The organism is Pseudomonadota bacterium, from assembly GCA_026388215.1.
GTDB lineage: Bacteria > Desulfobacterota > Syntrophorhabdia > Syntrophorhabdales > Syntrophorhabdaceae > JAPLKF01.
In genome coordinates, this window is sequence record JAPLKF010000221.1 from 1 (window position 1) to 3,175 (window position 3,175).

General features: G+C 40.1%; 2 protein-coding genes and 1 pseudogene. 2 read left to right on the plus strand and 1 reads right to left on the minus strand.

The window, feature by feature from the left end; all coding sequences use genetic code 11:
- Positions 1-171: 171 nt before the first annotated feature.
- Positions 172-975: a DUF2034 domain-containing protein gene (locus NTU69_11210; protein MCX5804077.1), complete on the minus strand. Its 804-nt coding sequence runs from the start codon at positions 973-975 to the stop codon at positions 172-174.
- A 397-nt stretch (positions 976-1,372) separates the two neighbouring features.
- Between NTU69_11210 and NTU69_11215 the strand changes: the two genes are divergently transcribed.
- Both NTU69_11215 and NTU69_11220 read left to right on the plus strand, forming a co-directional pair.
- A complete protein-coding gene (locus NTU69_11215) occupies positions 1,373-2,005 on the plus strand; it encodes a ThaI family type II restriction endonuclease (GenBank protein MCX5804078.1) in 633 nt (210 codons plus the stop codon).
- Position 2,006: 1 nt separating this feature from the next.
- Positions 2,007-2,882: pseudogene (locus tag NTU69_11220) on the plus strand (site-specific DNA-methyltransferase).
- The last annotated feature ends 293 nt before the right edge of the window (positions 2,883-3,175 follow it).

Sequence of the window (3,175 nt, forward strand, 5' to 3'; positions counted from 1 at the left end):
AACCGTTTTGCTCTCTGCATATTTTTCCCTTCACGCCTCACGAATCACGATTCACGGATTTTAGGGTTGACATCAAAAATATCTTTTGATAGCATATGGTTAAGGGGCAAAGGAGTGATAAAATTAAAACAAAAACTTATATTTCAAGACCTGACCCCAAATATTCGTTCCTCACTTTATATCCCTGACACCCCTGCAGTATGGAAATTTTTCACATCCCCAAAATTCCTTTCCAGTATTCACTCCCTTGGAGGCCTTTCTCAAGACCATGTTTGATCCGCATATCGGGCAAATAACTCTTGGTTCAGCATACGCACGAGGAGGTTCGCTGACAGGCGAAACTTTGGAGATGGTCGCCGCTTGAGCCTGTCTTACCAACTGAACCAGCATAGGGCCATCAATCAGCTTTATCGGTTTATTTCTGGCGAAATCTTTAGCGTCGTCTGTAAAATCTCCACTTGTAACGATATGAACCCCGTTCGCTCTTTCGGAGTTAAATAATCCGAACATTTCCCTCACCGTTTTCACTCCGATCTTACGAGCCTTCCATTGCTTGCATTGAATCAATATTGTCTCGCCATCTTTTTGAGCAATTAGGTCTACACCGCCATCGGCTCCTGGACCCGAGTTTTCTACAACAGAATAACCAACCTGCCTGTATGCTTCGCCGACAAGCTCTTCAAGGTGTCGCCATGATAAATTACTGATGGTCCTGACACTTGTCTGGCCCCTCAGCAGTTCTCCTCTTCTCCAGGCAAACAGAGCGGAGATAGCGCCAAGAATGAGAAAGAAAAGAGCGACCCATTTCGCAAACGACGAGAGACCCCGCGCAATACCATTAAAAAATGGGCTTCCTCCCATTATTGCAGGAATAATGAATTTGATGCCAATGTACGAGATAAAGGCCACAATGACGCTCACCCACCAGGGTAACTCTACCAACATTTCGACTATACTTTCGTTGCGTCTCGGCATTTTGTACCCCCACTATGTTTTTTATGGACATGTGGGCAGATAAATTATACCGAGCGATGAATTGAATGTCAATTAGCGTTAATTGTTGTGATCAGCGTCTTCCTGAAAGACACAACGTGTTGCCCTTTTCCGTTGACCAATAATACAACTGGTAATGGTGGACAAAATACTCATAAAAAACGATAGTCGTTTAAACCTGATATTACCGGACAATTACGAATTACTCTGATAATTTTCTCAATATATTTCATAAGTTTTGCTATTGTTTTTTTGATGGGCGAGAGTATAATATTAAAGAAACGAAAAAATACGATGGTCGTATATTTAATTGTTATGATGAATAAAATAGATAAAATTAAAAAATAACTGATATAAAAATAGGAAAGAGAGGTAAAAAATGGCTGGTAAACTAATGGAGATATTCACTGATAAAAACCTTGTAGAAAAAATCAAGAAACGATTGTCCTATTTATTCCAACTTGCTGAATTAGAAAGTTCTCGGGCTGGCAAAACAGGAATGGAAGTCGGCTCGGTTCGTGAAAGGATAATCGTGGCTCTGCTTATCTATAAATTCGGAGAGTCTAACGTTGAAACTGAAATACCAATTACCGAATCTGAAGTTGACGCAAAACTATTTGGTGAACCAGTGTCCGTTAAGACTATTACAGGTAAAAGTTTAGGCGGCGTGAAACTGATATGGACGGTTGATGCACAAAAAGCCATAGAATTCAGAGAGAATTATTATCCCTCTTGTGATATTTTGCTTGTCCAGATTAACTGGGGCGATACTGGTGGATTCTTTTATATTCCTGTAGAGCTACAGAAAAAACTGTTTGACAAAATGGGCAGAGAAAACTATATTAAATTACCAAAGGCCGGAACGAATCCTCGTGGCGCTGAAATTACAAAAGAAGCGCTATCAAATCTTGTTGCAGATAAACAATGCCAACGTATTATTATAGAATGGCAAAAGACCAAAATAGATTTTAATCCATACAAGAAATGGGTTGACTTCTGGGAGGAAGACTAAAATGGCTCCATATCAAAAGAATATAGGCACTAAAACGAGCGCCTTCGGGTCGCCCGGCAGAATAAATCATGATTCGTCCTCTTTTTACAAAAGCAGGTTATATGAGGGACTGCCTAAAGAAGAAACGATAAAATACGAAGAAAATTCTATTCCGCTTCAATTTTTGGATAAAATTTTTACTTCATCCAGTGAGCATATGATGGAATTACCTGATAATAGTGTTCATTTGATGGTGACATCACCGCCTTATAATGTTGGGAAGGAATATGACGAGAATCTTTCACTCAAGGAATATAGGGCATTTCTTAAACATATCTGGAGTGAGGTCAAGAGAGTTATGATGCCCGGTGGTCGTGTCTGTATCAATATTGCTAATTTAGGCCGCAGGCCCTATATTCCGCTACATACTTATATTATAGAAGATATGCTTGATTTGGGCTTCCTGATGAGGGGTGAAGTTATCTGGAATAAAGCATCGAGTGGTAGTCCTTCCACGGCCTGGGGGAGTTGGCTGTCTGCCAAAAATCCGATTCTTAGAGATATTCACGAATATATTCTGGTTTTCTCTAAAGGGCTATTTTCCAGAGAAAACACCAATGGCAAAAAAAGCACTATTTCTAAAGAAGAATTTTTAGAATTCACTAAAAGCGTCTGGACATTTTCTGCCGAGTCTGCCCGAAAGGTCGGTCATCCGGCACCTTTTCCTGTTGAGTTACCACTTCGGGTGATCAAACTATACACCTTTGAAGGTGATGTAGTGTTGGACCCGTTTATGGGAAGCGGCCAGACCGCTCTGGCGGCCCTTAAGTCAAGCCGTCATTATGTCGGTTATGATATCTCAAAAGAATATGTAACCCTTGCCGAAAAAAGGATAAAGGGATATTTGCAGGAACAAAACACTTTATTCCATGAACCAATAGATACTAAACCGCTGGTAATCGCCGAAAGATCAAGAGGGAAGGAATATCAAGTCAAAAGCAAACATAGAAATAGACAAAGAATCAAAAGTACTGATAGAAATATAAAAAAATAAATTCATAACAAAATAATCCAGCGGACGGCAAAAGACGCCGCCGCTGATTTCTATGTTACTCGCTTTCATTCCGTAATTAGCGACTCTCCATTGCTTGTCCCATACTCCATAAGTAGGTGTGCTTGTGGATTTAATAA

What these genes read in the sequence shown, in the direction of transcription:
- NTU69_11210 (MCX5804077.1), bottom strand. Translation starts at nt 975, where the DNA reads ATGCCGAGACGCAACGAAAGTATAGTCGAAATGTTGGTAGAGTTACCC.
- NTU69_11215 (MCX5804078.1), top strand. Translation starts at nt 1,373, where the DNA reads ATGGCTGGTAAACTAATGGAGATATTCACTGATAAAAACCTTGTAGAA.